Annotated in this window: 22 protein-coding genes and 1 riboswitch; of the genes, 2 read left to right on the forward strand and 20 right to left on the reverse strand. The window is 59.6% G+C overall.

The window, feature by feature from the left end:
• Positions 1-18 precede the first annotated feature (18 nt).
• A riboswitch (TPP riboswitch) is annotated at positions 19-115 on the reverse strand.
• 41 nt (positions 116-156) lie between these two features.
• The 6 genes from AC1DNK_RS21590 to AC1DNK_RS21615 all read right to left on the reverse strand — a co-directional run bounded on the left by AC1DNK_RS21590 (position 157) and on the right by AC1DNK_RS21615 (position 6544).
• A complete protein-coding gene (locus AC1DNK_RS21590) occupies positions 157-1218 on the reverse strand; it encodes an ABC transporter ATP-binding protein (protein ID WP_477943254.1) in 1062 nt (353 codons plus the stop codon).
• Positions 1219-1240: 22 nt separating this feature from the next.
• Positions 1241-2095 carry a sugar phosphate isomerase/epimerase family protein gene (locus tag AC1DNK_RS21595; protein WP_477943255.1) on the reverse strand — a complete coding sequence of 285 codons (855 nt, stop codon included), beginning with the start codon at positions 2093-2095 and terminating at the stop codon, positions 1241-1243.
• 34 nt (positions 2096-2129) lie between these two features.
• Positions 2130-3368, reverse strand: coding sequence for an ROK family transcriptional regulator (locus AC1DNK_RS21600; RefSeq protein ID WP_477943256.1), 1239 nt, complete (start codon positions 3366-3368; stop codon positions 2130-2132).
• A gap of 39 nt (positions 3369-3407) precedes the next feature.
• The gene (locus AC1DNK_RS21605; protein WP_112388397.1) at positions 3408-4250 is read right to left on the reverse strand and encodes a carbohydrate ABC transporter permease; all 843 of its coding nucleotides are present in this window, start codon (positions 4248-4250) and stop codon (positions 3408-3410) included.
• Complete coding sequence (locus tag AC1DNK_RS21610; RefSeq protein WP_477943257.1) at positions 4247-5176, reverse strand: carbohydrate ABC transporter permease; 930 nt, start codon at positions 5174-5176, stop codon at positions 4247-4249. Before AC1DNK_RS21610 ends, AC1DNK_RS21605 begins: the two co-directional genes overlap by 4 nt.
• Before the next feature lie 69 nt (positions 5177-5245).
• On the reverse strand, positions 5246-6544 hold the full coding sequence (locus tag AC1DNK_RS21615) for an extracellular solute-binding protein (protein ID WP_477943258.1): 1299 nt from the start codon (positions 6542-6544) through the stop codon (positions 5246-5248).
• Between the two features lie 276 nt (positions 6545-6820).
• Between AC1DNK_RS21615 and AC1DNK_RS21620 the strand changes: the two genes are divergently transcribed.
• Positions 6821-7867, forward strand: coding sequence for a Gfo/Idh/MocA family protein (locus tag AC1DNK_RS21620; protein WP_477943259.1), 1047 nt, complete (start codon positions 6821-6823; stop codon positions 7865-7867).
• Position 7868: 1 nt separating this feature from the next.
• Here AC1DNK_RS21620 and AC1DNK_RS21625 read toward each other — a convergent pair whose 3' ends face one another.
• From AC1DNK_RS21625 to AC1DNK_RS21685, 13 genes are all read right to left on the reverse strand, one after another.
• On the reverse strand, positions 7869-9002 hold the full coding sequence (locus AC1DNK_RS21625; RefSeq protein WP_477943260.1) for an ROK family protein: 1134 nt from the start codon (positions 9000-9002) through the stop codon (positions 7869-7871).
• Positions 9003-9211: 209 nt separating this feature from the next.
• The gene (locus AC1DNK_RS21630) at positions 9212-10756 is read right to left on the reverse strand and encodes a TniQ family protein (RefSeq protein WP_477943261.1); all 1545 of its coding nucleotides are present in this window, start codon (positions 10754-10756) and stop codon (positions 9212-9214) included.
• Positions 10753-11928, reverse strand: coding sequence for an ATP-binding protein (locus AC1DNK_RS21635; protein ID WP_477943262.1), 1176 nt, complete (start codon positions 11926-11928; stop codon positions 10753-10755). The genes AC1DNK_RS21630 and AC1DNK_RS21635 overlap by 4 nt, the downstream gene beginning before the upstream one ends.
• A gap of 5 nt (positions 11929-11933) precedes the next feature.
• Positions 11934-14255, reverse strand: a complete 2322-nt coding sequence (locus tag AC1DNK_RS21640; RefSeq protein ID WP_477943263.1) for a Mu transposase C-terminal domain-containing protein — start codon at positions 14253-14255, stop codon at positions 11934-11936.
• A gap of 11 nt (positions 14256-14266) precedes the next feature.
• Positions 14267-15118, reverse strand: coding sequence for a hypothetical protein (locus AC1DNK_RS21645; protein ID WP_477943264.1), 852 nt, complete (start codon positions 15116-15118; stop codon positions 14267-14269).
• A gap of 91 nt (positions 15119-15209) precedes the next feature.
• The gene (locus tag AC1DNK_RS21650; RefSeq protein WP_477943265.1) at positions 15210-15518 is read right to left on the reverse strand and encodes a hypothetical protein; all 309 of its coding nucleotides are present in this window, start codon (positions 15516-15518) and stop codon (positions 15210-15212) included.
• 55 nt (positions 15519-15573) lie between these two features.
• Positions 15574-15777 (reverse strand): hypothetical protein, encoded by a 204-nt coding sequence (locus tag AC1DNK_RS21655; RefSeq protein ID WP_477943266.1) that lies wholly within the window; start codon positions 15775-15777, stop codon positions 15574-15576.
• Positions 15770-16075 (reverse strand): hypothetical protein, encoded by a 306-nt coding sequence (locus AC1DNK_RS21660; RefSeq protein WP_477943267.1) that lies wholly within the window; start codon positions 16073-16075, stop codon positions 15770-15772. Before AC1DNK_RS21660 ends, AC1DNK_RS21655 begins: the two co-directional genes overlap by 8 nt.
• 678 nt (positions 16076-16753) lie before the next feature.
• A complete protein-coding gene (locus tag AC1DNK_RS21665) occupies positions 16754-17065 on the reverse strand; it encodes a hypothetical protein (RefSeq protein WP_477943268.1) in 312 nt (103 codons plus the stop codon).
• Between the two features lie 22 nt (positions 17066-17087).
• Positions 17088-17300 carry a hypothetical protein gene (locus AC1DNK_RS21670; RefSeq protein ID WP_477943269.1) on the reverse strand — a complete coding sequence of 71 codons (213 nt, stop codon included), beginning with the start codon at positions 17298-17300 and terminating at the stop codon, positions 17088-17090.
• Between the two features lie 31 nt (positions 17301-17331).
• Positions 17332-17652 carry a hypothetical protein gene (locus AC1DNK_RS21675; RefSeq protein WP_477943270.1) on the reverse strand — a complete coding sequence of 107 codons (321 nt, stop codon included), beginning with the start codon at positions 17650-17652 and terminating at the stop codon, positions 17332-17334.
• Positions 17653-17677: 25 nt separating this feature from the next.
• The gene (locus AC1DNK_RS21680) at positions 17678-18115 is read right to left on the reverse strand and encodes a hypothetical protein (protein WP_477943271.1); all 438 of its coding nucleotides are present in this window, start codon (positions 18113-18115) and stop codon (positions 17678-17680) included.
• Positions 18116-18175: 60 nt separating this feature from the next.
• A complete protein-coding gene (locus AC1DNK_RS21685; protein ID WP_477943272.1) occupies positions 18176-18307 on the reverse strand; it encodes a hypothetical protein in 132 nt (43 codons plus the stop codon).
• A gap of 461 nt (positions 18308-18768) precedes the next feature.
• Between AC1DNK_RS21685 and AC1DNK_RS21690 the strand changes: the two genes are divergently transcribed.
• Entirely contained in the window at positions 18769-19506 is a 738-nt protein-coding gene (locus tag AC1DNK_RS21690; protein WP_477943273.1) for a hypothetical protein, read from the forward strand.
• Between the two features lie 45 nt (positions 19507-19551).
• Here AC1DNK_RS21690 and AC1DNK_RS21695 read toward each other — a convergent pair whose 3' ends face one another.
• On the reverse strand, positions 19552-21759 hold the full coding sequence (locus tag AC1DNK_RS21695; RefSeq protein WP_477943274.1) for a DNA cytosine methyltransferase: 2208 nt from the start codon (positions 21757-21759) through the stop codon (positions 19552-19554).
• Between the last annotated feature and the right edge of the window lie 98 nt (positions 21760-21857).

The raw sequence follows: 21857 nt of genomic DNA on the forward strand, positions 1-21857 counted from the left end.
AGGCCGGGCAATCGCTGCGGAGGGCCTCGAGCGACTCCCTCCGCCAGCATTATCTGGTTCAGGTTCGAAGGGTACTTCTCAGCCCGCCTTTCGGCGAACGCCCCTGTCTCTCAACACAGCCGTCTTCGCAAATTATCGTCGGCTTGTCACTCCCTATCAGTTGAGCCGGGCCTCGCCGCTGACGATACGCTGCTCGCCTTCATCGAAAAGATGAACGGCATCATGAATGGGCGCAACCTTCAAGATGTCGCCGGGCGCCGCCCTGATCCGCTCGCGGAAGACGCAGCTGATCGTCTGTGTACCCAGTCTGGCGATGACGAGCGTTTCCGATCCCGTCGGCTCAACGACGACAGTGGTGATCTCGATGCCACCGGGGTCGAGCCGGAGATGTTCGGGGCGGATGCCGTAGGTTACCGCATCGCCCGGACGGCGGTCGCTTGGGAGGATGATGCCGTCTTCGGTGCGGAAACCCACATCCGTCATGCTGCCCTTGATGAAGTTCATGGCGGGCGAGCCGATGAAGCCCGCGACGAACAGATTATTGGGCCGGTCGTAGAGATCGAGCGGAGAACCGGACTGCTCGATCCGGCCGTCCTTCATGACGACGATCTTGTCGGCCATCGTCATGGCCTCGATCTGGTCGTGGGTGACGTAGATCGTCGTCGTCTGCAGCCGCTGGTGCAGCTCCTTGATCTCCGAGCGCATCTGGACGCGCAGCTTGGCGTCGAGATTGGAGAGCGGTTCGTCGAACAGGAAGACGGCCGGGTCGCGGACGATTGCCCGGCCCATGGCAACGCGCTGGCGCTGGCCGCCGGAGAGCTGTTTCGGGTAGCGCTCCAGCAGGCTCTCCAGCCCGAGGATCTTGGCGGCATTGCCGACACGCTTGTCGATCTCTTCGCGCGGCATGCGCTTCAGCCGCAGCGAGAAGCCCATGTTTTTGGCGACGGTCATATGTGGATAAAGCGCATAGTTCTGGAACACCATGGCGATGTCCCGGTCCTTTGGTGCAAGCTCGTTGACGATGTGCTTGCCGATCTGGATTTCACCCCCGGTGATGCCTTCGAGCCCGGCGATCATCCTGAGCAGCGTCGACTTCCCGCAGCCGGACGGGCCGACGAGGACGACGAATTCGCCGTCGCGGATATCGACGGAGACGCCCTTGATGGCCTTGAACGCGCCGTAGTCCTTGCGTGCATTATTGACTGAAACATGAGCCATTATCGTCCTCCCCAGGCTGCGATCAGAGCTTGTTCAAGGTGTTTCTGAGATAGCTGAGCCCAACGCGCTCGCCCTCCTTGCGGGCCTCCAGGTCCTTGCCCGGCCAGCCGTAGGCGGCATCCTCATGCTCGATCGAGATCGTGCCGTCGAAACCGTAGCTCACGGCCTGGCGCAGGAATTTCGTCCAGTCGAGAAGGCCGAGGCCGGGCAGCTTGTATTGCCACCAGCCCTTGCCGTGATAGCCGACGGCCTGCTGTACGGCGGGATCGATCGCGGTGTCCTTGGCATGGAGGATGGCAATGCGGTCCTTGACGTCCTCGAGCGCCTGATAGGGATCTACGCCGATGCGCAGGAAGTGCGAGGGGTCGAATTCCAGCCCGAAGCGGCGGTCTGGAATGCGCTTGAACAGCTCCTCGTAGCCCTTCGGCGTCGTGCCGACGAAATTGTCCTTCGGTCCCGGCCAGTTTTCGATCGCAAAGATGAGTCCGCTTGCCGCCGTCTCGGCGATCAGGCCGTTGGTATAGGCTGCGAAGTCGTCGTAATTGGCCTCGTCGCTGGCTTCATCGTTTCGTCCCGGGAAGATCACAAAGATCGGTACGCCCACCTCGCCGATCGCCTGGGCGAACTCCGAGGTGCGCGAGCGCAGATCCTTGCGCTTGGCATTGTCGGCGTCGAGCTGGTTGCCGAAATAGGTGATGGAGGAGACGAAGAGGCCGCGCTCGCGGGCCAGCACCACGGCAGAGCGGACCTTGTCGGGCGTCTTTATATGCCCGCCGACATCGATCTCGATGGCATCGAAACCGGCGGAGGCCGCGAAATCGACCACTTCTTCCAGCGGCCGGTCGTTGAACGTCGACGTATAGAAACCGATCTTCATCAAAATCCTCCCAGGCGCCGCCGCGGCGGCTGTTCTAGTTGTTCAGGCGATCCATGTATTTCAGGGGTGAACGGGTGCGTTGAACCTCATCTGACGACGCCAGCATCAGCGCTGCCGCCATTGGCATGGCCGCAGCACCGATCGCCGAAGCATCGTCGCCGAGCGAGGCGCGGTGAAGCGACGGCAGGGCGGCGTCGGCCGCATCGAGATGCTCGTGCACATAGCGCAGCAGCTCGTCGATCATGCGGATCGGCAGCCGCCCGCCGACCAGGATGGCGTCGGGATCGATGATCATGCCGATATGCCGGACAGCGACGGCCAAATGGGCGCTCATCTCCCGCAGCCATTGCGAGACCAGCCGCTTGCCGCGCGTATCGAGCGTCAGCAGATCCTGCGGTACGCTGACCTTGATGCCGTGTTCCGCGAGGAACTCGTAGAGGCAGAACAGCGAAAAGATCTCGCCGAGCAGTCGCACCTTCTGCGCCCGCTCGTCCTTGCCGTCGGCAATCGGCAGCCAGCCGATTTCGCCGCTGAGGCCCATGGCGCCGCGGTGGCCATTGCCATCCAGCACCAGGCCGCCGCCGGGGCAGGCATTGATGGCGATGTAGAGGAAGCTGCGGCTTTCAGCGCCGAGCCCATAGTCGAGTTCGGCCAGTGCCGCGGCATTGGTTTCGTTCTCGATGAAGACGGGGTGCTGCGTCAGCCCTTCGATCGCCGCGCGCACGTCGAATTCCAGCCATTCCGAATAGTCGGCCGGCTTGCCTGGAAACGAAATCTCACCGAGCCAATCGGGCATGGCGAGCCCGATACCGGCGAGATGAGCGTCGTCGATCAGGCGGCTGCGCTGAAAATGCGAGATGGCGTCGGCCGACAGCTGCATGAATTCGGCGGGCAGGATGTAGCGCTTTTCGTGATGCACGCGGGCACGCACATTGCCAACCGCGTCGACGGCAAGGATGGTGAGATGATCGCGGTCGATATTGATGCCGATGGCGAAGAACGCGTCCGGATTGATCTCGAGCTCGATGGCGGGCTGTCCGCGCAAACCGTGGCGGCGCCGCGCCTCGATGATCAGTCCTTCATCGAGAAGCCGGTCGACGATGCGGGCGATGGCCGGCTTGGTGAAGCCGGTCTGCCTGGCGATCTCGGCGCGGGAAATCGGCGCCTGCCGGTGGATGCAGCGCAGCACGACGGCGCGGTTATGCTCGCCTGCATCTTCGACATTGGCCCCGCTGAGATCGGGGGAGAGCTTGACGCCCGCGGTCTGGTTCATGGTCGCGATCCTTCATCTTCCATCGGCATCAGACCGGCCTCATCCCTTGACTGCGCCGCTGGTCATCGCGCCGAGGATCAGTCTCTGGAGCGACAGGAAGGCCACGATCGCCGGTACGACGGAAATCAGGCAGGCGGCGGCAAGTAGCTGGATCGACGAGTCGGTCTGCATGCCGCGGAAGTTAAAGATACCGACGCCGATCGGCATCAGATTGTTTTGGGTCAGGAGCAGAAAAGGCACCAGGAATTGCGACCATCCGGCAATGACGGTGATAATGAAGACCGAGGCGATGCCCGGCGCCGAGAGCGGTAGGACGATCCGCCAGAACACCGAGAAGCGATTGCAGCCGTCGATCATCGCGGCCTCGTCGAGACTGCGCGGGATGCTATCGACTGTGCTCTTCAACAGCCAGGTCGCCAGCGGCACCCCGAGGGCGATATAGACCATGACGACGGCAAAATGCGTGTCGAGCAGGCCGAGCTTGTTCATGTAGCGATAGAGCGGCACCATGATCACAAGCGGCGAGATCATCTGGAAGAGCAGCAGTCCCATCATCGACAGGCCCTTGCCGCGAAAGTGGAAGCGCGAGAAGGCATAGGCCGCGGGCAGCGCCACGATCAGCACCCCGAGGCCGCTGAGGGCCGCCAGCTTCAGCCCGTTCCACAGATAAAGCGGGAAATAGCTGTTGTTGAGAACGGCGACGAAGTTTTCCATCGTCGGATTGTGCGGGATGTAGCGGGCGACGCCGCGATAGATCTCGCGCCGGTCGCGCATCGCCATCGACAGCAGATAGGAGAGGGGGCCGGCGAAGAAAACGAACATCGCCAGCATGAACAGATAGCTCAGAAAATCGCCGAACCGCGTGCCGGTGCGCCCGCTCATTGCTCTTCCTCCTTGGGCAGGAACGACGCATAGACGAAGGCGAGCCCGAGACTGATGATCAGCATCAGCACGGAGAGAACGCTGCCGCCCGACAGGTCGTAATTTCTGAAGACGATGTTGAAGACGTAAAGCGAGATCACTTCCGTCGCACGGCCGGGACCGCCACCTGTCAGCGTGATGATCGCGTCGAAGGTGTTCAGCGTCATGATGGTGATCAGGATCATGTTGACCAGGATCGCGGCGCGCAGCTGGGGAATGGTGACGAAGAAAAACTGCTGCGATCCCGTTGCGCCATCCACTTCCGCCGCCTCGTAGAGCGAGGGGTCGATTGCCTTCAGTGCCGCGTACATGACGACCATCGAGAAAGCCGCACCGCGCCAGATGTTGGATATCAGCGCCGACCAGGGCGCGATCGACGGATCCGAGAGCCAGGCGACGGCGGGCAGGTGCATCATTCTGAGGATGCTGTTCAGCGCGCCATAAGGCGCTTCGGAAAACAGCATCTGCCAGATGATGCCGCCGGCGATACCCGGGACCACCCAGGCGACAAGCGCCGTGGTGTGCAGGATCGTCGTGCCGAACAGGCCGCGCTTCTCGCCTCGAACGACGACGACCGCGACGGCAAGTCCGAGGATCTGCTGGCCGATAACGCTGCCGCCGACGAAGATCAGCGTTGCCCACAGGATATCAGGCAGCTGCGGCGAGCTCAGCGCATTGGAGATCGAGCCGAGCGTATAATCCTGATTGTCGCCGATCAGCGTCGCATTGGTGAACGACAGGCGGAATACGTCGATAACGGGGTAGAGATAGAAGATGCCGATGACGATGATCACGGGCATGATCCAGGGCAAGGGTGCCCCGGCGAAACGGCGCATGAACGATCTGCTGTGAGGCGGGCTGACGGCCTCGATGGCGATAGGGCTCATTGGGCTTCTCTGTCCGGGTTTGGGAATGCCGGCGGCGCCCATTTCCGGGCGCCGCCACGATCACAATCTCTAGAGACGCTTGTAAGCCTCCATCGTCGCATTGAACGCGCCGTCCAGTGCTTCTTCCGGCTTCTTGGTGCCGGAGAGGACGTCACCCATCATGATCTGGATCTGGTTGGAGATCTCAGGATAGATCGGTGCACCGGGCCGCGCCTGACCGTTCACCAGGGCGTCGGCGAAGGTCTTGTTGGCTTCGGTCGAGAAGACGTCATACTTCGTGAACAGCGACTTGCGCGTAGGAAGCTGCTGCTGCAGAGCGTTTGCCGGCCCCATATAGACCTCGCGGGCAAGGTTGGCGCACATCTCGACCTTGTCCTTGTCCTTGGCGAAGGAGGCGATCGTCCAGCCACCGGTGCCGGTCGAGCGCTGGTCGGCGGTCGGGCCGGGGATCGGCGAGAAGGTCCAGTTCTTGAACTCGTCGTCGTCGAGCGTGGCCTTCAGCTGCGCGTATTGCCAGTTGCCGCCGATGAAGAGGGCGGTGGTTCCGGCCGCAGCCGCGGCGTTCAGGTCGTCATAGTTACCGATCGTCGTCACGCGCTTCGGTGCGGCACCTGAATCGACGAGGTCCTTGTAATAGTTGAGCGCCTTGAGGAACTTCTCCTTGTTTTCACCTTCGCCGAAGATCGGCTTGCCTGAATCGTCGACCAGCTTGCCGCCGAGTGCCCAGTAGTTGGCGAGCCAGTCGAAGGTCGAGCCCTCATAACGGCCGGCGTTGAAGAGGATGCCTTCCATTCCTTCGCCAACCGATGCGATCCCGGCCTTCTTCAGGTCGTCCCATGTCTGGGGCGCGTCGGCGACGATCGACTTGTTGCGATAGAGCACGCGCAAGTCGGTATCCCACCACCAGGCGCGGACGCTCTTGTCCTTGTCGGTGATGCCCTCGCGGATGAAGGGGAAGAGGTCGTCCACTTCTTCCTTCGAGAAGTATGGCGTGAAGTCGGCCAGCACATGGTTGACCATGAATTGCGAGAGCACGAAGGAATCGACCGCGGCGCAATCCGGCGCGTTTCCGGCCTTGGCCTGCTCGAGCATCTTGGCCTGTTCGGTGCCGATATCGGCCGACATGAACTGCATCTGCAGCTTCCAGTCGGGATGCTTCTTGATGAAATCGACGAAGAGCTTCTGGTAGCCTTCGGCGATCTTTGCGTCGGCATTGTTGGGACTGTCGTTTGTCAGGCGAACGACGAGGGACTTCGGTGCATCGGCAAGGCCGATCCTGTCCTTCGTCGCCAGTTCTTCGGCAAATGCGGCAGGCACTGAAAATAACATTGTGCTCAGCGCCAATGCGCCGACGAACGCTCTCTTCATGATGGGTCTCCTCCCCATTTTCAACGGATACAGCCTGGTGGTCAGTTGACCTCTCCTCAATTCCATGCTGCATTAATTAGATTAAGTTACTTTGATTTGATGTCAAGCCGCACTTGGGAGGAATGAGATGCTGGCGACATTCAACACAAGCTAGGCGGGTTAAAACCGCTATTTCCATGAGATCAAGCGGGCGTCTTGCGGCATCGCAACACGCAAAGGATGTGTTTTGCCCGGCTGCCGCTGCGGTGGCCGAACCTGAAATCTATGGAGGATACGATGCGATTACTCATTCTCGGCACTGGCGGAATGGCGAACCAGCACGCTGCGCGGTTCAAGGAGATCGAAGGGGTCAGCGTTGTCGGCGGCGTCGATGTCGTTCCCGAGCGGCTGGCGGCTTTTTGCGCCGAACACGGCATCGCCAAGCAGTTCAGCACGCTTGAGGAGGCGCTGGCTTGGGGCGAATTCGATGCTGTCGCCAATGTCACCCCTGACCGGATCCATCATCCGACGACGCTGCAGGCGATCGCAGCCGGCAAGCATGTGTTCTGCGAAAAGCCGCTGGCAACGGATGCCACCAAGGCGATGGAAATGACCGAAGCGATCGAGAAATCGGGCAAGGTCGGTATGGTGAATTTCACCTACCGCAATTCTCCGGCCCTCCAGAAGGGAAGGCAGATGGTGCTGGCTGGCGAGATCGGCGCTGTCAGGCATGTTGAGGCCTCGCATCTGCAGAGCTGGCTGGTCGGCCGCCACTGGGGCGACTGGAAGAGCGAGAGCAAATGGCTGTGGCGGCTTAGCAAGAAGCACGGCTCGAACGGCGCGCTCGGCGATATCGGCATCCACATCGTCGATTTCGCCTCTTACGGTTCGGGGCTCGACGTCGCCCATGTCTTCGCCAGGCTGAAGACCTTCAACAAGGCGCCGGGTGACAAGATCGGCGAATATGATCTCGACGCCAATGACAGCTTCACGATGAATGTCGATTTCACCTCAGGGGCGATCGGCACCATCCAGGCGACGCGAACGGCGGCGGGGCAGATGGACCAGCTTCGTCTGCGGGTTTATGGCGAGACCGGTTCGATTGAGATGGTCTATGACACCGGAAAATCGACGCTGCGCGCCTGCCTTGGCGAGGACGTGCACACCGCGACCTGGCGCGATATCGGTTTCGATCCCGTCGAGACCAACTACCAGCGCTTCGTGCAGGCGGTGCGTGCCGGGAAGACGCAGGAGCCGTCGTTCCGGCGAGCGGCCAGTATCCAGAAGGTTCTGGACAAGGCGCTCGCTTCCGATCTCAGCCATACGGACGAGGCGCTGGCATAGATCAGGCCGAAACCGGCGGCAGCAGGGTGTTGAGGAACGGCAGCAATGCCGCTCCGAGCGCAATGCCGCCGCCGCTGAAGCTGGCCGGTTTCATCGGCGAGATCCACGGCGTTAGAAACGGGCGCTTCGAGGTATCGCGGCGCTCCACCGACAATTGGTGGATCAGCGCCTCGATGGTAGCGCGCGGCAGATCGCTGCCGATCATGATGACGCTCGGGGCGACGAATCCGGCGATCGCGATGATCGGGTCGAGCAGATGGCTTGCGGCATCGCGGATCCACTGAGCGAGTTCGGGCGGGGAGGTCTCGCCATCCTCAAGAACGCGTGCAAATGTCTCGCTGCCAACAGCGGCGCGCAGTGCGCCGAACCCGGCCACGCTGTTCAGCCTGACATTGTCGGGACCGGTCAGCATTTCGCCAATGCCGCCCGCCCTGCCATGAACGCCGGAATAGGGCGCGCCGCGGACGAGGAAGCCGGCCTGGACGTCCTCATCGAGAATGATCATCGCGAGGCCGCCCACGGTTGCCGGGCTACCGATCGTGCGCTCGGCCAGCAGGCTGGCGGTGCATTCGTTTTCGACTTCGGGTTTCGGAAGGCCGGAAAGCGCGGCAAGCTGCTCGTTTTGCTCGTCCGTCCAGATATTCGAGCCGATGCCTGCACCGATGATCGGCAAAGCCGCGTGGCGGTCCATCATTTCCTTGATGGCGCTATGGACGGACGTCACCATGGCAGCCGGATCAGGCTGGAAATAGGCGCGGTCATGCACCTGGCCGCTGAGATCGATCAGCACCGCTTCGCAGCGGCGTTCACGGATCCTGATGCCGATCGAGAAGGCGCCTCCGGGGCGCAATGCGAATTCGGCAGCGGCCGCCCCGCCGCCCGCGCCATTGCGCCGGTTCGAGGTCACGAGGCCCTCCTCGCCGAGGCGGCGAAGGATGTTGGTGATCCCCGGGCCGGTCAGTCCGGAGTGCTGGCCAAGCTCCATCCGCGTTAGCGGCCCATGTCGGCGGATCGCCTCCAGGATGACGCGGATATTCCGGTCGGCGATTTCTCCGGATCGCAAACCAACCGTTTTGCCGCGCGCAACGCCCGGTTCCTGGGTCTGACGCCGCGGCCCTGATCGAAGATACCGCATGACCGTCTTTCTTGAGCACTGTCTTGCTTGTGTATCTGAGAAAAGCACGGAAGTCCTGTCCTAAACACCCGTAACCTATTGATTTTAGCCTATGGAATTCGCAAAACGCAATCACCATTGGCCTGTTTCCAAGCCAAAAGTGGCCATAGATATCCAGCAAAAGAAAAGCCGGGTCGTAAACCCGGCTGTTCGAGAGAAAGATTGGGACCTCAGCCCTTGGATTTGGCGGCAGGAGATAGGCATTCACTGACTTCCCTTGGCCGGAGCCTTACTGCTGCAAGTCCGATTTCATCAGCTGCTAAAGCGACAGTCTTCAGCGATCCCGCCAAGAGTACCTCTACAATGTTTCCGAGTGTTTCGCCTGTGAGCCGGGCGCATTCCGAGAAACATTCAAGGCCAGGTTCATCATCGGCGGTAACCACATTTTTGATGCGGTCCATGAAGGCGTCCAGGTTATGCTGACGATGCCTGCGATCGGTTGACGGCTGATCCGGATCCCTTGCGATAAATCCATAGCGCACGAGGACTAGGAACTGGTAAGGCTCGGCGCCCACGTACGTCGCGGCCTTGTCCCCGCTAAAGCCCGTGAGGGACTTTTTTGTCGCGGGCGCTTTCTCTGTTTTCGTGATCCCGAGAGCTTGAAGGACGGAAGGAGCGATCAGTGTCTTCCTCAGCGTCGTCTCCATTGAACCTGGCCGAATGAGTCCGGCGGAGATAAGCTTCCGCCGCAACCTGGTTCCGTTGATGCCGAGCTCTTGGGAAGCAGTCTCAATTGAATGGAAACGACGTTCGGTCACAGGCCCGAGGAGATCGTCGCCCGGGCCTACTGGGATCAGATTCAGCGCAACCTCTCTGATGACATTTCGGATGGGAACGTAGGCCTCATCGAAAGTACGAGGCGCCAGCTTCGTGTCGAGGAAGTCGAACACTGCCCGACCCTGTGTATTCCTTTTCTCGACGAGGGTCCTGTCGAAGATTTCAATCAGAAACGCTCGCAAGCCGCTCTCGCCGCCGAGCAGGATCTCGTACCCGGCATCGGTGCAAGACGACCACTCGCGGTCATCGAACCCCTTGCTGTTGTACCCCGTTCCGTGCCGCTCGCACGCGCCGATCACTTCGCAGGCCTTGATCGCCATGTAAACTGGCATGGTGTCCAGCCAAGGCGACCCGGTCGTCTGGCCCGTAAGACGCGCGCCAATATATCGCTGCAATCGGTCCGGCAGTGCTTTCTCTGCATCAGCCATTTTCCTGTCGAGGAGGCTGATTTCCCTGCGGAGGTTTGCAGCGAAGTCTCTATAAAACTTGTGGTTCTCAACTGGAGCTCCAGTGATGAGCCTGACATCATGCCGCGGACATGCTCTGAAAGGCAGGATCTGCCAGGCCATGCGCCCGAAGGACCGAAACCCTCTACGACCCCCGGCCTCGTGCTCATCCTCTCGAACGCAGAACGGGCAGAAGCGGATCCGGGACTGTTCCATCTGTGTATACCAGAGCCTGTTACCTCCCGGCAGTTCGACCACTGTCCCATCTCGCGAAATACCGCCTGGAGAGAGCGATTTCAGCGAGACGTCCAAAAGATCAGAGTATACCGCCAGATCATCAGGGTTGCCGTTCGCCAGTCCCTGGAAGGTGAAGCGGTGATCCGTCGCGAACGACCTTGCTTCCGAGTATCCGCATGCGGCGGCGAGGCGGGAGGAATGGCTGGCGAGAGACTCGCCAGCGTTGAATGGTAGAAGTTCTGCAAGACGGTTCACTGAGGGCGGACTCCGAACTTGGTGCCGCGCTTGCCTTTGGAATTGAGACGTTCGGCTTCCCACGCCCTGTCTTCATCTCTGAACAGAGCCGTCACCGGATCGAGCTCCTCCCAGTTGGCGGCCTTGAACACATTCTTCGAAGGGCGGCAACCGGAGAAGGATGCATAGGTTTTCACGAAGTCTTCTTCGGTGACGAAATCACGTCCCGCCTGGATAGCAACTTCCACTGCCGCGCGGATCATCTGAACGACAGATCCAAACTCTCCCTCGCAGGCATGCACGAGGCGGGCGATGAAGCGCTTCTTCTTATTCGTCGCGACAGGGGTTTCGTCGTCCTCGTCCGTAGCATCGTCGTCGGTTTCGCTTGTCGCCGATGCGTTCGGATCCAATTCGAGGTCGACGCGAAGCTCCATCTTGGCGTGCTTCTCGACGATGATCCTCAGCACGTCGACGGTCACCATCTCGTTTCCTTCCGCATCGAGAGTATCGAACGGGATCACGGTACGTCGATTATAGAGCTGCCGGCGAGCGAGAAAGCTAGCGAGGGGAGGGACACCCGCCAGGATCAGCCTCACTGGCCAGTCAGGCATCTGGGTCAGCGACTTGAAGGCGTCTCCGATCACCGTGGCCTCACGTACCGATGCGGTCTCGATCGCATTCTGGGCTTCGTCAATGAACACCCACATGACTTTGTGGACCTTCAGCAGTCTGCGGAAGAGAAGCCAAGCCTCGTTTTCACGGATGGTTTCACGCGGCGGGTGGCCGAGTGCTTCAAGCCCTGCGATCGCCAGAAGACGGGGCGTGCAGGGCGACGGTGCCTCCATGCAGATAACGGGGTGGATCATCACGCCGTCGTCGTCGAGGTAGGAGCGCATCGCCTTCGTGTTAGCGATATGCTTCATGATCGCAGTGGTCTTACCGGCGCCGGAGCGCCCCGTCACGGCCACGATGCGCCGCTTGTCCGGCTTGCCCGTGATGGGGGTCGTCACGCTTGCCACCGAGGCCATGAACGCTTCTCGCAGGAGAGGGTCGCGGTCGAGCGTGATGTACTCGTCATAAAGTACTGCAACACGGTCTGCGATTGCGAGGCGCTTTTCTGCCACCTGTCGGCGGACGCGTTCGATGGCTGCCTGGCTGCGCTTGGCGTCGATATCTTTTTCAAGCTGGGTCATGTTGCTTATTCCTCGTTGAAGATGTCATTGGAGATGCGGCTGACGACGGTCAGTTCATCGTTGTTGGTCACTTCGGCCGCCGGCGTGGGGGCCGGCTGCTGCGTCGGCATGGTGCCGATCTGCGGACGGCCGCCGGCCTCGGCTTCCTCCTGCATTTCCTTCACGGACTTCTTGGTCTTCGCGTAGACGACGGGCTGAATGCCAAGAGCGGTGAACAGCTGGTCGGAGGGGTGCCATTCGCCTTCCGGACGGAGCTCTCCCTCGAGCGGCTTGTCGACGATGTCGAAAAGGTGATCCATGCTCTTTTCAAACCGGACATAGTCTTCGTCGGTCAGGATCGGGCTCACCAAGCCTGACTCGAGCCATGCCATTTCCGCCTGCTGCTTGAGCCAGACGAATGTTGCCATCATGGTCTCGCGAGACACCTTGGCGTTCTCGGTGTTGAAGAGACGAAGGCGTTCGACTGTCGCAAGCCACTGCCAGATGGTCACGCCGTCGAGCTCCTTGTGCATGCAAGGGACCTCGATCCAGCCGCCATCGGTCCAAACGGATGCCGCACCCAGGTTGTGGTTGTTGACCCGGCCCACGACTGGTGTCGACTTGAGCTTGCGTCGGATCTTCTGCAGTTCTTTGCTCTGGTAGTACAAGCCCGCGATGCGGATGCCCTTCTTTGAGATCGTGCGTTTGATGTAGGTCCCGAACAGATGCGTTCGAAGCGCACCTGTCGGACCCGGCATTACGCCGTAGTCGCGGCTAAGCTCCAGCCAGCGATCGCACGGCGTGGCTTCGTTGAGCTCGGTGTGCGGAGCGTTGTGGTAAGCATCGACAGCCCAGCGAATGCTGCATTCCGCCACCTGGTCGGCGACTGCAGCAGCGAATGCCTCGGCGTCGTAATCGCCCTTTTCTTCCGGCGAACTCCATGTCCGCCCGCTGTAGTAGTTGAACATCTGATGCGAGTAGGTCCCGAAAAGACGTTCTACGAACCCGCGCCAGTTGGCTTCGCCGGCAGGTGGCAGAAAAAGGTCGGTGCCCATATCGTTGACTGCGACCCGGAACTGCCTGTTGGTGAAATACGTCGCGCTGTCGACGGCGACGGTTTCGATCGTGCAGTTCTGCTCCCATCTCGACTTGCAGCCAAGGCGACGAGCAATGTCGGACTTGTCACGGGTCGCCATTTCAAGGACCGTCATCGCCGACTTGATCGAAGGAGGCTGCGAACTAACGTGAAGTGCAAGCAGGCTCCGCGAAGCAACGTCGATTGCTGCCGAAATCCATAGGCGGACACGTTTCACCTTGGCCCGCTCCGACTTCGACATCATTTTCCAGACACCGATCTTAGCGAGGAGCGTCTGGAGGTCGGTTTCGTGGTCGTCGATCTCGACGCGCTCACCAGCACGTACAACGTCAATGCCCCCGAACTCCGGCTGCCACTTGCGCTTCGCGGTGTTCTTCCCGTCACGCGCCAGATCGCGCTTCATTTCGGGAAGGTCGCTGTAGCGAGCTCGAAGAGTATTCTCGCACGGGATGCGGAGCTGCTCGTCGGCGTTGCGCATGGTGTTCTCAGCTTCCATGGCCTTGACCATCACCCGATGAATGTCGGCAAGATCGGGGTCCGTCTGCGAGCAGGCGCTCGCGACCGCAGTGTTCAAATGAATGAGTTCGTCCGGCGTGAAGTGCTCCGGCCGCTCGCCGCGATACTTGTTTCGCAGGGAAAGCGCGTTGAATTCGTGCTCTTCCATGGTCCGGATCCACCGCTTGAGAGTGGAGGGACTCGGCTCTTCGAGCCGCACGGCGCGGGTCATCCGGTAGGTGGCCTTGGAGTTGCCGACCTGCAGGTCCCTCCACCGTCTCGCAATGACCGGGATGATCCGGAGAAGTGATTCCCGCGTTTTGCTCACGGCCAGCGGCAGCGGCATGCCATCGATCCGCGCGAGCCTGCATTGCTCCCTGTACTCGGCCTTCATTCGGAAGAAGTCGCGCACGAAGAATTCCTTCATGATGACGTCTTCCTGCTCGCGCGGATTCAAGGCGCTGAGAGTGTCGGCTCCCGCGATACGCGACTTCGCCCTGGTCTCGTCGTAGTAGCCCTTCTCGACGGTCATCGGGTTGTCGGGACGATTGAGGGCTTCGGCGATGTCGACCTGACTGTAGGTGACAGTGGCGTCGGTCTCGTCCATGCGATGCAGTGCGGCGCCGTTGCGATCGCAATGGTGGACGCAGTAGTCGATGCCACGGTCGCGGACCCGGGCCTTCACCGGCAGACGATGATAGGGAGTCTGGATGGAGCCGTGCTGCATGGCGAGAATGGAGGCAAGGTTGGTCTGCATGGTATTTCCTTTCACTTGTTGTGGTTGAAGCGTACGAAGGGGGCGTCCACGAGCTTGAGGTCTGGACGGGCAGGCAAGAGGATCTCGTCGTGGATCAGGCACCAGACGGCATTCCATGCCGCTGCAGTGCAGTCGAAGACGGTCATCAGCGTCCGGATCGGTACGGTGCCGTGAAACTTCGATGCGTAGTCGGCGAGCCGAGCGTTATCGTCGGCTGCCGACCCTTTGAGCCCGTGGAGCACACTTTTGGCGTTCCAGCCGCGTTCGCCGGTGATCTCGCGTTCGGTCAAGATGATCGCTTCGTCGGCGAAGCCGGAGAGCGCCCCTGCATTGATCCGCTCGATCGTGTGGCGGAGGTCATCCTTGTCGAGCTGCCAGGAGGGTCTGACGCCAATTACGATGCGGTAGCCGCTCGCCAGCGTGGCCCGGAAGTCGACCGTGTGCTTCTTGTCACCGTCGTTGCGGGGAACGATGATGGCTTCCGGCTGGTCTTCGACCTTGGTGACATGCCTCGATGCGCAAAGCATGTACGCGAGATTCATCTCGTAGGTACTTGCGTAGGTAATTGCCGAGCGCGTCTTCGGGTTCGTGATGGTGCCGCGAGAATGTCCCTTCGTTCTCGCCGGGTACCAGCGGCTGGGGGTGGCTTCCTCGGTCGGCTTCCAGACCCATGGCACCGTGGCGAGTTCTGAATATTGCTCATCCTCATCGTGAGCATTGGCGGGGAAGGGTTCTGTTTTACCTGACAAAAGCTGGTTGTCGGGTTTCAGGAAAACCGTCTCGCGCGGGAGAGGTACCGTGGTCCGGTCAAAACCGGATTCCAATTCCTTCAAGTATCGGACGAGCTGTCGGATGCGTGTCATGCTTGTCTCCGGTTTGCGCAGTTCTCCCTTCCCGATCCACGTGTGGAGCAGGCTGGGCATCGGCGGGGTTGGTGTTGGCTTTGCTGGTTGGCTAGCGGCGGCGCCGCTTTGCCGGATTGGATGTCGCCCCGGATTCACCAAAACCGTGAGGTGGCTGGGGGCGCCGTTTCTTTTCGGATCCGGGGTTCGACGGCGCGTCCCAGATGCCGCTCCTGACAAGCAGGCTCTGCAGGTCGGTCATGTATTCGTCGACCTCGATGCGTCCGGCTTCGCCGTCGGCGAGGTCAGCCCTGATGACCGAATTCTTCAGCACGGCCTTGGAAAGATGGAGGATGGCCGACTGCTCGGGGTCCCGTCGCATCTTCTGCATGTATTTTTTGAACAGAGAGGTTTCAGTCATGAGAACTCCATCGGGTGTTGGGGCGGCGTGTGTCAGAGAAGGGACCGGTCAAGGCTTACTTGCCGAGGCGGGGAAGATCGCGACGAACCTGATGCCACTTCTTTTCCTTCGCGCTCTCCCTTTTGCGGAACGCTCTCAATTCGGCCGCGCTCTCGAAATGGTGGATAGTCCCCGTCGCACGATCGATCGATGCGAACGTCGATGCGTTTCGGAAGCGGGCAGGAACGTTGAATTGGAGCTGCGGGGTCGTTTCACGCATTGGCGGCCTCCGATCGTGCGATGGCATAGGCGAGCCGATTGAACGTGGCAAAAGGAATGAGCCGAAGCTCAGGCTCGCCCTTGTAACGGAACTGCGAATTGAGTTCCTTATAGTGGACAGCCATCGTGCCCCAGATCGTCCAAGCTCGATGGGGAAGTTTGCTCGCTGATGCCAATGCCGTAGTGACTGTCTCGGCTTCGAACATGACGTAATTTTCCGGCCTGGTATCCGGCTTCGTTACGGAAAGGATCTCGCCGACGATGTCGGCAATGACGTTCGGGGGGCATGCACGGTTCATGGAAAACTCCTTCAAACAAGAAACTGAACAGTGGGAGGGGTCTGAAACCGGGGGACCTCGAACGAGGCGCCAATCCCGGCTTAAACAAGGTTCGAGAGCGCAAACGTTCGATTGGTGAACCTGGGTCGGTCCGCGCTGGGGATGCGGTGCATCCGACATATAATTCTCCTTCGCTAAATTGGCCGAGGTGGATTTCGCTGTCATTGCAGCAGGTCGGTCCAACTCCGTCGCGGGTTCCGGAAATGCGTGAGCGCGTCGTGCTCATGGGAAAGGTCGATAGCGTTGGTCGCGTACTCGTGTGCCGGCGTCCAATCTCGCGAGAGAACTGGCTGTCCGCGAAAACTGGAGTTTCGGGATCGGACGAGCCTCCGGAATTCGTCGGATGAGCATGGGCGGCAACCCTCGCTCTGACACCGGGCCCTCATTGCCATGTATGCCGACGCCAGTTCGTCGTAGCCGTTTCGACCGCACTGCAGGGCATATTCGCGGTGTACTTCGACTTCGCTTCTTGAGTACTTTTCCAGGTGCCTTCCGATGCCGAATGCGAGAGTCATTGCCTTCTCCTCAGTCTGAGGACGCGCGTCGGCGATCCCCGGTGAGACCGAGGCGACGCTGCGCCGATTGTGATGGGGTTGGGTTGCCGCCGCGCCGGATTCGAGTTCCGGTGGCTGGCGCTACTTACTGGCGGTTACGTTCTGCTTCCTCGATCTTCCGAAGGAACCCATCGAAAGATATGAGGCGAAACTCATGGGCGCCGTCTCTGCGCTGGATGGCGTTGAACTTGATGATCTCATCAGCCATCACCTTCCAGACATTCCACTTGCTGTTGGGGAAATCCAAGGCGTCGCCGATGAAGATCTTGAGAGCGTCGCGCTCGAATTCAGCATAACCCGGCGGGCGGTCGTCCGGTGCATCGAACGGGATCGCGCTGGCAAGAAGCAGATCGCGAACTTCGTTCAGCGCGGCGGTGAGTTTTTCACGGTCCATCATTTTAGTTTCCTTTCTGACAGATTCAGTTGGCAAAGTGTCGACGCAGGTTGTCGAAGGCAGAAGGGCGGTTTCCCCAGGGCCTATAGGTCATGATCACCGTCTTGCGCATGAGCTCCCCGATCTCCGAGGGAGTCACAATCGTTGCTTTCAGATCCCAACCGTGTCTGGGTGCGGAGATCTCGGCCAATGCCGCATCGAATGCGCGGCTAAGTTCGTCGTTACGAAAAACACTCATCGGAGTTCCTTTCCAAGTTTGATTTCGCCATTCAGGCGTCGAAGGCGTGGGCGCGGCCATGCTGAGGTTTGACCCAGGTTTTGAAGGCCTCGTAGGTGACGAAGTTCAGGAGCGGTGCTTCCAATGCAGCGAGGTGATCGTTGAGCTCGCAGACGATGGAGAAGATTGCGCTCCAGATTTCGTAGGCGCGGTCCGGATACTCTTCCACTGATGAGACCGCATCGCTCAGAAGCGCGAGTTCGCAGCGCGCATATTCTCCCGGTCGCGATACCGCCGGATCGTGGTCGGTCGCGTTGGCGGCGGTCGCGAAAGCAGCGCGTGCCAGTGAGAATGCAAGATCTTCGATGTCCATTTTCATGCTCCTTATGTTGATGTGATCAGGCTGCAAGTTTGTCGCCGACGGCGGTCTGGCGGGACCGGCGGATACGCGCTGTTTCCTTTCCGACCATCTCTCGGAAGGCGCGGTGGGATACGAGTTTCCACTCGGCCAAGCCGAGTGCGCGAAGGCGCGCGTTCACCGTTTCAGCCGCCTGCCGGAGTTGGCGCCAGGCTTCGAACTCGAACTCGCCGTCGTATTCGAACGTGAACGATGTTCCCGTCATCAGTACGCGAGGTGTCGCTCCGTTGACCCAGATGCGACGTTCCTGAGCGGAACGCATCGCTACGCCGAACAGTGAGGCCATGAGTGTGTCGGCCTGCTTGATCTTCATTCGGAACAGATTCGAGTTCACCGGACCGAATTTCAGCTGGTGGGCTTCGTTGAGCAGGCGATCAAATTCATTGGCGAGCAGGCGTGCGTGTTCGTGGCGCGGCATTGCGCAATTCCTTTTCTTTGTTTCGTCGAACTTGGAGTGAGGGGAGTTGGGGCTTGCCGACTAGCTGGCGTGCCCAACCCGAGGCGACATTTCCTGATGGCTGACAGAAGCTGCGGCGCGATAGTCCGCCGCTGCCGCCTGGTGCTCCAGGTGGGTGTCGTTCGCGTGCTTGGCTTCGTTCTTGCTCGTCATTCGTTCAGCTCCGTTTGGCTGAAACTCCACTAGCAATTCGGGTGAGCCCCCGCAGCACTTTGCGGGAATCTATCTGGCGGGATGTTTTTTGCAGAAGCCGTTCTACCGGCAAGGCGCGATGCGATGGCATGTATCGATCTCCGACCAAATGGCGTACCAGCGGAGATCGGAAGCGGGGTGCCGCTACTCCGATGCTCCACGATGGAGGTCTGTCGGTATTATGGTCATGCGCATGATCGATCTCCGTGAGAGATGACGCTCGGCTCTGCACCTAGAGAAGCCGGTCGGTGAAAAAATGTCCACGAATTTATTTTCACCGCGTTCCGTTGACGTTGGTCGAGGCGGTGTCGTCCAATCGCGCGTATACGCGCGCATGTACCGGCGCGCGGCTTGAGGACGGTTCAACATTGTTCCTTGCGTGGTCGCGGCCGAGCCTCTTCTCCAGAAGCTGGAGGAGCAGAATGCCCAACGAAATCCCGAAATACATGCGCAACAGATTTGATGAGATACGCGAAGGACTCGATCCCGTGTTGAAAGACCTCGGGCTGACGGATGTTTTCGTCGGGCGGTCGATCAGGCACACCGGCTACGAGGTGTTTTTCGAGACAAAGCGGCCGCACCGTCCCGATGATGCCTTTTCCTTCTCGCCGCTCACGATCATATTCGACGGCGAGAGAGAGACCCGCAAGTCCGAGGCCGACTGGAGCACGAGTGTGCTCGGTGTCGAGGACTGGCGCACGAAACCGCTTGGCAAGACGGGGTGGCGTCACCGGCGGAAGTGGGACGACAGCGTCGAGAAGATCGAAGGTGAAGGAGATGCGCGCTTTGCCTGGCTGCGGAAAAAGATCCGAGCAAGGGGCGCTATCGAGATCAATCCTCTTTCACCAGACGTCGTATATTCCGAGATGCTCGCGGATGTCTTCTGGCAGATTGGCCGAAAGATTCCTGATCTCGCTGTAGTGCGATACCCAAATCAATTTGATGAGCCGATGGAGTCGCTCACCTTCCTTGGTCATGACGGTGCAAGGATTCACCTGCAGTTCGCCCTAGGTCATTCGATTGGCGGCTCTCTTTATAAAGATGGTGAGGAAATCAGCCGCTTCCACATTCATTCCGCTTCACAGGTCGCGCAGCTAGCTTTAATCCTGAGTACCGGTGGTGATGGGATACAGAGACATCTGTACCAGCGCAGAGGATAGGAATTAGCTATGGCGGGCCGGACATTCCGGCCCGCCATAGCCAGCTTATTCTGGATCGTCATAGCCAGCTTCGTCTTCTCTTTGACGACTGACCAAGGACTCGACGAATTGCCGAAGAACAGCAACCTCGCGAGCAGTCACACGATCCGTCGGCTTCGACTTCAGCTGGTCCTTGAGAATTGCGATTTCGCTCTCTTCCGAGTCCGGATGATGAATTATCTGTTGAACTGCGCTATTGATGCTGGATTGGAGAGATCCCACTCGCTGGTAAGTCCCCATCTTTCTACGCAACGCGGGCGGCAGTGCGGGCGAGTTCAACGACAAAGGCCAGCGACCAATCCGGTAAGTTTCGACAAGGGGAGCGGCAAGCGCACGATCGAGGTCTACAGGATTCCCGGTAAGGACCGAGTAGAGCCTCAGCCCGAGGGCTTTGGCGAGGATCGGCGGAAATGCTTCCGCAATCATGTCCATGTTCCCACCACTGATCGCCTGATAGGTCCACTCGTCAGGGAATCCCTGAGCGCGCGCAGCCATCGCCACCGTCAGCTTCGGTTTGTAGTGCTTGTCCTCTTTGATATCGTCGACTCCGGGCGCTGCGTCGCCAATTTCAGAAGAATCGAATCCTTCCCGGTCGAGACCCCACCTTTCCCCGCGGACTTCGGTAGAAACAGGAATGGTCGGAAGAAACTTGTCGGCATAGGCGGCGCGCCAGTAAATGGCCCATGTGTCGTACCAATACTGCGGGCTCTTGTGCGCGACTGAATCCTTCAGGTTGGCAGGGGTCTCGTGCAGGATCACGAGATCACCCAGGGCCTGCGGTATGTCCCGCGCTACCGGCGCCGCGAGGGCAGGCGGCACGAAAGCGTCGCGCTGGTCCTTCCGAACACCCACGATCGCTATGCGTTCTCCGGATTGCGGCAGGCCGAAGTGCTTCAGTTCAAGACGCACCACCTCTATCGTGTAGTCGAAGCAGGAGAGCTCTTCCACCAAGGCGGCTATGCTCCGGAGATGCGGCTTATAGACGGCACTGGCGGGAAAACCGAACAGAAAGGCGCGCGGTCGCGCATTGCCGACTGCAAGGCGCAGTTGTTGCAAGAGCAGCTTCATCTTAGCCTGACTTGCTTCGTTCTCTTTGCGAGGGAATGCCTCGCGCGGCAATGTTCCGGCAAAAAGATCGATATTTCCGCGCGAGAAGCGCTCCGCTACTTCAGACAACTCCTTCTTGACGACGTTCCATTCGGGCCAGTTTGCGCGGAGAGTCTTCACTCTCTTGCCAACGTCCTCATAGAGGACCCGGTGGTCGAACCCGGCAGACATCAAGCCCAGTGCCATACCGCCGCAACCCGCACCGAATTCCACAACGTTCGGTTTTTTCTTCTTCGATGTTTCATGCGCCTCGACGTTTGTTTCTTCGAAATACGTCGGGCATATATAGCCAAGCGCTTCGTACAGATCGAAAGCGAACAGGTCGCTATTGCTTTCGTCCAAGGCGAAGCCGAAGGGGTGGCCGAAGCGACCACTTGCAAACCGGTCCAACGCGGCGCGTGCGTTCTCGAGCCGCAGCTGGTGAGAGTCTAATGGTTGATCACTGGATGAATCGATCTCGCCCATAATCCGATCGAAATTCAGAAGAACTGACTGAGCGACATTTACAATATCAGCATGGGCTTCCAGATAACCCGGACGAGCCGCCATGTCCGCCCTTTCATCTGGTTCTTCCGGCACGAAGTAGCGAATGAAGTTCCAAACGCCGTCGAGCAAATCTTCAGCGGCAGCTTCCAACTTTTCGATTTCGGACAATGAGACGCGAACAGCGTGTGCTTGCAGATGGTCACGACGCGCCTGTGCTTCGATTGCGGAGACGTCGAGCGGGCTGTGAAGCCGATCAAGTCGCTCGGAGCCAGATTTGCCAACGACGTGACCGGCAGTTTGCAGGCGTATAAGTTCGTCGCGTCTCTCGGAATTCGACAATGCAATCGCGCGTAGCCCCTCTGGCGAAGCGAAACAGGCGACCTTATTGTAAGTGTCTCTCGGAAGACTCGATGCGGCCTCCAAGATTCTGATATCGTCAGGTCCAAGGCCGCAGTGTATCGACAAGAGTGAACTGACGCTCTGAAGGTCATTGTTCGACAGCATGCCCCTTATAAGGTCGCCGGCTGCAGCCATATGGTTCATGGCGTTCGAGACCTTGGTCTTCACAACCGAAACTTCAGCAACAAGGTCGTGCTCAGGATTTTGATTTCCAATTGTCATAATATGGTGCCCTCTATTCAGAGGCACCGGTACCAGTGAAATACTGATGTCCCGGAAAGGGGTTGAGTTCAATTTTATGCAACCGCTCGTCACGGCGG

The sequence above is a fragment of the Rhizobium sp. 01N424 genome (assembly GCF_056399485.1).

Coding starts and splice junctions, on each gene's coding strand:
- AC1DNK_RS21675 (WP_477943270.1), bottom strand. CDS start 17,652: ATGGACATCGAAGATCTTGCATTCTCACTGGCACGCGCTGCTTTCGCG.
- AC1DNK_RS21600 (WP_477943256.1), bottom strand. CDS start 3,368: ATGAACCAGACCGCGGGCGTCAAGCTCTCCCCCGATCTCAGCGGGGCC.
- AC1DNK_RS21625 (WP_477943260.1), bottom strand. CDS start 9,002: ATGCGGTATCTTCGATCAGGGCCGCGGCGTCAGACCCAGGAACCGGGC.
- AC1DNK_RS21680 (WP_477943271.1), bottom strand. CDS start 18,115: ATGCCGCGCCACGAACACGCACGCCTGCTCGCCAATGAATTTGATCGC.
- AC1DNK_RS21690 (WP_477943273.1), top strand. CDS start 18,769: ATGCCCAACGAAATCCCGAAATACATGCGCAACAGATTTGATGAGATA.
- AC1DNK_RS21645 (WP_477943264.1), bottom strand. CDS start 15,118: ATGACACGCATCCGACAGCTCGTCCGATACTTGAAGGAATTGGAATCC.
- AC1DNK_RS21595 (WP_477943255.1), bottom strand. CDS start 2,095: ATGAAGATCGGTTTCTATACGTCGACGTTCAACGACCGGCCGCTGGAA.
- AC1DNK_RS21665 (WP_477943268.1), bottom strand. CDS start 17,065: ATGATGGACCGTGAAAAACTCACCGCCGCGCTGAACGAAGTTCGCGAT.
- AC1DNK_RS21670 (WP_477943269.1), bottom strand. CDS start 17,300: ATGAGTGTTTTTCGTAACGACGAACTTAGCCGCGCATTCGATGCGGCA.
- AC1DNK_RS21620 (WP_477943259.1), top strand. CDS start 6,821: ATGCGATTACTCATTCTCGGCACTGGCGGAATGGCGAACCAGCACGCT.
- AC1DNK_RS21590 (WP_477943254.1), bottom strand. CDS start 1,218: ATGGCTCATGTTTCAGTCAATAATGCACGCAAGGACTACGGCGCGTTC.
- AC1DNK_RS21610 (WP_477943257.1), bottom strand. CDS start 5,176: ATGAGCCCTATCGCCATCGAGGCCGTCAGCCCGCCTCACAGCAGATCG.
- AC1DNK_RS21685 (WP_477943272.1), bottom strand. CDS start 18,307: ATGACGAGCAAGAACGAAGCCAAGCACGCGAACGACACCCACCTGGAG.
- AC1DNK_RS21605 (WP_112388397.1), bottom strand. CDS start 4,250: ATGAGCGGGCGCACCGGCACGCGGTTCGGCGATTTTCTGAGCTATCTG.
- AC1DNK_RS21640 (WP_477943263.1), bottom strand. CDS start 14,255: ATGCAGACCAACCTTGCCTCCATTCTCGCCATGCAGCACGGCTCCATC.
- AC1DNK_RS21660 (WP_477943267.1), bottom strand. CDS start 16,075: ATGAACCGTGCATGCCCCCCGAACGTCATTGCCGACATCGTCGGCGAG.
- AC1DNK_RS21615 (WP_477943258.1), bottom strand. CDS start 6,544: ATGAAGAGAGCGTTCGTCGGCGCATTGGCGCTGAGCACAATGTTATTT.
- AC1DNK_RS21655 (WP_477943266.1), bottom strand. CDS start 15,777: ATGCGTGAAACGACCCCGCAGCTCCAATTCAACGTTCCTGCCCGCTTC.
- AC1DNK_RS21650 (WP_477943265.1), bottom strand. CDS start 15,518: ATGACTGAAACCTCTCTGTTCAAAAAATACATGCAGAAGATGCGACGG.
- AC1DNK_RS21635 (WP_477943262.1), bottom strand. CDS start 11,928: ATGACCCAGCTTGAAAAAGATATCGACGCCAAGCGCAGCCAGGCAGCC.
- AC1DNK_RS21695 (WP_477943274.1), bottom strand. CDS start 21,759: ATGACAATTGGAAATCAAAATCCTGAGCACGACCTTGTTGCTGAAGTT.